The organism is Nocardioides sp. (genome assembly GCF_031422975.1).
Lineage (GTDB): Bacteria > Actinomycetota > Actinomycetes > Propionibacteriales > Nocardioidaceae > Nocardioides.
In genome coordinates this window covers 1-5,465 of sequence record NZ_JANPEO010000207.1, presented here as the reverse complement: position 1 = coordinate 5,465, position 5,465 = coordinate 1, and the positions used below count along the sequence as shown (strand labels likewise).

The 5,465-nt window shown below is 71.8% G+C and carries 4 protein-coding genes and 1 pseudogene; all 5 read left to right on the top strand.

Annotated features, from left to right (window positions below):
• Positions 1-1,761 (top strand): biotin/lipoyl-containing protein (locus RMO85_RS06275; RefSeq protein WP_310527585.1); only part of this gene is annotated, 1,761 nt, incomplete at its 5' end.
• Positions 1,758-2,654 (top strand): hydroxymethylglutaryl-CoA lyase, encoded by an 897-nt coding sequence (locus tag RMO85_RS06270; RefSeq protein ID WP_310527579.1) that lies wholly within the window; start codon positions 1,758-1,760, stop codon positions 2,652-2,654. The genes RMO85_RS06275 and RMO85_RS06270, both read left to right, overlap by 4 nt.
• A gap of 17 nt (positions 2,655-2,671) precedes the next feature.
• Complete coding sequence (locus tag RMO85_RS06265; RefSeq protein ID WP_310527577.1) at positions 2,672-3,760, top strand: hypothetical protein; 1,089 nt, start codon at positions 2,672-2,674, stop codon at positions 3,758-3,760.
• Between the two features lie 5 nt (positions 3,761-3,765).
• Positions 3,766-4,845 carry a hypothetical protein gene (locus RMO85_RS06260; protein WP_310527574.1) on the top strand — a complete coding sequence of 360 codons (1,080 nt, stop codon included), beginning with the start codon at positions 3,766-3,768 and terminating at the stop codon, positions 4,843-4,845.
• Positions 4,845-5,465, top strand: a pseudogene (locus RMO85_RS06255) (hypothetical protein); the annotation flags it as partial. The gene RMO85_RS06260 and the pseudogene RMO85_RS06255, both read left to right, overlap by 1 nt.

The following is a 5,465-nucleotide window of genomic DNA, read 5'->3' as shown; positions in this document are numbered from 1 at the left end:
ATCGACGCCATGGACGCCGCCGCTCGAGAGAGCGGCGCGGACGCGATCCACCCCGGCTACGGCTTCCTCACCGAGCGGTCCGCGTTCGCGCGCGCCGTGGAGGCCGTCGAGGGCCTTGTCCTGGTCGGCCCGAGCGCCGATGTGATGGACAAGATGGGCAAGAAGGACGCCGCGCGCGAGGTCGCCATCGCGGCAGGCGTCCCGGTCGTGCCGTCGTACGCCAACGACGTCGAACCGGCGACGTTCGCCTATCCCGTCCTCGTCAAGGCCGCGGCCGGCGGCGGCGGCAAGGGCATGCGGATCGTCCGGAGTGCGGGGGAGTACGCCGCCGCGCTGGCCGCTGCCAAGCGCGAGGCGCTCTCCGCCTTCGGCGACGACACGATCCTGATCGAGAAGTACGTCGAGCACGGCCGTCACATCGAGGTGCAGGTGTTCGCCGACGAGCACGCACAGGCCGTGCACCTCTTCGAGCGTGACTGCTCCACCCAGCGCCGGCACCAGAAGGTGCTGGAGGAGGCCCCGGCCCCGACGATCACCGACGCCCAGCGCGACGTCATCACGAGCAGTGCGGTCAACCTCGCGCGCGCGGTGGGCTACACCAACGCCGGCACGGTCGAGTTCCTGCTCGACAGCGACTCCGGCGAGGTCTACTTCCTCGAGATGAACACCCGGCTGCAGGTCGAGCACCCGGTGACGGAGGAGGTCGTGCGCGTCCGCGGCGAGCGGATCGACCTCGTCGGACTCCAGCTCCGGATCGCGGCGGGCCAGCCGCTCGGCTTCAGCCAGGACGACGTCACCCTCGAGGGCCACGCCATCGAGGCGCGGGTCTATGCCGAGGACTCGTTCGGCGGCTTCCTGCCCCAGGCCGGTCGCGCCGACCTGGTGCGGTGGTCCGAGGGCGCTCGCGTCGACCACGCCCTCGAATCGGGCCAGGTCGTCAGCACCAACTTCGACCCGATGCTCGGCAAGGTGATCGCGTGGGGCGAGGACCGCGAGGCAGCACGGCTGCGGCTGATCGACGCCCTCGACAACTCCGCCGTCCTCGGCCTGACCACCAACCTGGGCTTCGTGCGCGCGCTCGCCGCCAGCGACGAGTTCCGCGACGCGACGATCGACACTGCCTGGCTCGACCACGTCGACATCGGGGCCGAGGTGCCTGCGCCGACCGCGGACATCGCGCTGCAGCTGGCCGCGTGGGTGGACGCCGCGCTGGACAGCCCGCGATTCGCGGACGACCCCGGCCACCCGTTCGCAGCCGACGGCTGGCGCTCTGCCGGACCCAGGGCACCGACACTGGTCGCGCTCGAGCACGGCGGCGAGGTCCACGAGCTCACGGTGGACGTCGCGGCCAGCACGATCGACGGTCGTGCGGTGCGAGAACGCCGCCTCGCCGACCACGTCGTCGTCCTCACCATCGACGATCGCGACGAGACGGCCTTCGTCAACGCCGGGGCCCACACCGTCGAGGTCTCCCGCCACGGGCAGCGCTTCGTCTTCGAGCGGCCCGACGCGTTCGGAGACCACGGCCCGGCGCTCGGCGACGGCACCCTGGTCGCGCCGATGCCCGGCACCGTCCTCGACGTCCTCGTCAGCGTCGGCCAGCAGGTCGCGGAGGGTGAGACGCTGGGTGCCATGGAGGCGATGAAGATGGAGCTCGCACTCACGGCGCCCTTCGCCGGGACGATCACCGAGGTCAACGTCGCGGCCGGCCAGCAGGTCGCGCTCGGCGCCACCCTCATCGTCGTGGAGGCAGCCGAATGATCCCCAGCAAGGTCACCATCTACGAGGTCGGCGCCCGCGACGGCCTGCAGAACGAGTCGGGCGTGATCTCCACCGACGTGAAGGTCGAGTTCATCGAGCGCCTCGTGGCGGCCGGGCTCCCGATCGTCGAGGCGACGAGCTTCGTGCACCCGACCTGGGTCCCGCAGCTGGCGGACGCCGCGGACGTGATGGCCCGCCTCGGCGACGCCGGCAAGGACCTGCCGGTCCTGGTCCCCAACGAGCGGGGCCTCGACCGCGCGCTCGAGCTCGGCCTCACGCACATCGCCATCTTCGGCAGTGCCACCGACACCTTCGCGCGCAAGAACCTCAACCGGTCCCTCGACGAGCAGTTCGCGATGTTCGAACCGACCGTGACCCGGGCGCGGGCGGCCGGGCTCGACGTCCGGGCGTATGTCTCCATGTGCTTCGGCGACCCCTGGGAGGGTGCGGTCCCGATCGAGCAGGTCGTCGGCGTCGGCAAGCGGCTCTTCGACCTCGGTGCCAGCCAGCTCAGCCTCGGCGACACGATCGGCGTCGGCACGGCCGGCCACGTCAAGGACCTGATCGGGGGCTTCGTCGCTGCCGGGATGCGGATCGACGACCTCGCCATGCACTTCCACGACACCTACGGCCAGGCCCTGGCCAACGCCTACTCCGCGTTGCAGGAGGGCATTTCGACGTACGACGCCAGCGCGGGCGGCCTCGGGGGGTGCCCGTATGCCAAGAGCGCCACGGGCAACCTCGCCACCGAGGACCTCGTCTGGATGCTGAACGGTCTCGGGATCGAGACCGGCGTCGATCTCGATGCCGTGGTCGCCACGAGCGTGTGGATGGCTAAGCACCTCGGCCGCCCCAGCCCCAGTGCCGTGGTGCGCGCGCTCGCCGCTGGCTGATCGGGCAGGATGAGCCCATGAGCCGCGTCGTCTATCTCCACATCGGCGCCCCGAAGACCGGGACGACCTACCTGCAGGACCGGCTGATGCTCAACCAGGCCTCGCTGGCCGAGCACGGCGTGACGATCCCGACCAAGAACCGGTTCGTCGACGCCGACCTCTTCCACTTCCGCGCCGCGCTCGACCTGCTCGACCAGGACTGGGGCGGCACGCCCGGTCATGCCGCCGGTTCCTGGGACACGATGGTCAAGCGCGTCCGCCGTGCCCGAGGCACGGTGGTGATCAGCCACGAGATCCTCGCGCCGGCCAAGCCCGACACCATCGCGCGGGTGATGAACGACCTCTCCGACAGCGAGGTCCACGTCGTCTACTCCGCGCGCGACCTCGGGCGCCAGCTGCCCGCTGCGTGGCAGGAGAGCATCAAGCAGGGGCGCAAGTGGACCTTCGGGCGCTTCCTCAACAAGGTCGAGCGCGGACAGACCTGGTTCCGCAGTGCGATGGACCTGCCGACCGTGCTCGGCACCTGGGGCGCCAAGCTGCCGCCCGAGCGCGTGCACGTCGTCACGGTCCCGCACGACCGCGGCCCGACCGGCAACGAGCTGTGGCTCCGCTTCTGCCGTGCGTTCGGCATCGACCCGATGTGGGCGCCGCTCGACTCGGAGCGCTCCAACCGGTCCCTGGGGATCGCGGAGACCCAGCTCGTCCGCCGCCTCAACCGACGCCTCGAGCTGCCGATGTGGCGCGACGCGACCTATGACGGCCTCATCCGCGAGCTGCTGGCGCAGGAGGTGCTGGTCGCACGCGACTCCTTCCCGGTCCGGCTGCCTCCGGACCGCTTCGATTTCGCCGACGCCCAGGCCGAGCTGTGGATCGACTGGATCAAGGGCAGCGGCGTCGACGTGATCGGTGACGTCGAGGACCTGCGTCCGATCCGGCCCGACCCCGACATGCAGTGGCGCGACCCCGACCGGGTCAGCCCCAAGCTGCAGCTGGGCGCGGCCCTCGACGCGCTCACGACGATGACCCGCGAGGCAGCCGAGCGCACCCCGAGCGACGACCTCGGCCACAAGCTGCGCCAGCAGGCCCGCCGGCTGCGCGAACGTTGAGCCCCGTGGGGACCGCCCGCGCCTGGGGCTGGGTCATGCACCTGCGCGACGGTGGCACCACTCCCTGGCTCGCATGGTCGGGTGAGGCGCCGCCCATCGCCCGGGTGCTGCCCGGCGCCCAGCAGTTGGAGCTCCTGCGCACGCTCAACCGGGCGGGCAACAACGACGCCCGGCTCGCGGACCGGGTGCTCGCCGCGCCCGCTCCCGGCCGCGGGAAGCCCGACCTGGCCCTGGTCGGCGTCGCGTCGTCGCCGTACGGACCACAACCCGTCGACCCTGCCCAGCTCCCGGTGGACGAGCTGATCCGCGTGGCCACCAGCGTCCTGGCCGAGGACGTCGTCGCCCTCGGCCCGTCCGCGCCGACGCCTCGGCTGCGGCGTGGCTGGCGGCGCGGCTGTCGCCTGGCCGGTGACCCGCTCGACGTCGCCCAGGTGCGCGACCACCTGACCGGCCGCGGCCGATCGCCGGGCGGCGCCGGCACGACCACCGTGATCCTCGGCGGCCCGCTCGAGGAGATGCTGGTCGACGTGTGGAGTCGTCGGTGCTTCGAACGCGGCTCCGGTGGCTGGCTGGCATGGTTGCGCTTCTGGCAGCAGCGCGACGACCTACCGCCCCGCATCGACCTTCCGTCCGTCGCCGAGCGGCACCTCGCGCGCCATGAACGCGTCACCGTGGTGTTCGACCGGTCGCGCCTACCGGCGTTGGTGGGCGTACGCCGCCTGCCCCCGCTCGTCCGGCCCGGAGCCGACGCTGCCGAGCTGTCCCGACGGATCGCCAGCGTCATGGGGTTGCTGGTGCCGCCACAGGAGCGGGCCGCGCTGATGACCCGCACGCTGCTGCCGCGGATGCCGGTCACCGGCACTCCGCCCGTGGCGCTGCCGAACGAGCACCGCGAGTGGGTGCGGGTCGCCGCGGAGCGGATGGCCCGGCAACTGAGCCGCGCTGGCTACCCTGTCGTCGGGGATCCGGCATCGCTCGTTCCGACCGGGTCAGCGGCGCCGGACGCGCCGAGCGCGGCGTCGGGGCAGCTCGTGCTGGACCTCGCCGTACGCATGCTGGTGGACGACACGTGGAAGGGACTGTGATGAGGAAGGTCCTGCTTCACGTCGGCACCCCGAAGACCGGCACGTCCTACCTGCAGGACGTGCTGTTCCGCAATCGCGCGGCGTTGCGCCGGCAGGGCATCCTCTATCCCGCCGACCGGTTCGACGGGCACTTCCTCGCCGCGCTCGACCTGATGCGGCTGACGTGGGGCGGGCTGGAGACACAGGCCGTCGGCGCGTGGGACCGGCTGGCTGCCGAGATCCGCGGCTGGCACGGCACCTCGATCATCAGCCACGAGATCCTCTCGACCGCCTCCCCGACGCAGATCGACCGGGCCCTGACGTCGTTCGGCCACGGGGTCGAGGTGCACCTGATCGTGTCCGCACGCGACCTCGTGCGCCAGGTCCCCGCGGAGTGGCAGGAGAACATCAAGCACCGCAGCCTCGTCTCCTACGCGCACTTCCTGGACATGATCCGCGACCCGGCACGCGACACCCGGATCGGTTCATGGTTCTGGGGTGCGCAGGAGATCCCGGACATCCTCGACCGTTGGGGCGCGACGCTGCCGCCCGAGCAGGTGCACCTCGTCACGGTGCCGCGGCCGGGTGCGGCACCCGACGAGCTGTGGCGCCGGTTCAGCCACACCTTCGGCCTCGAGGGG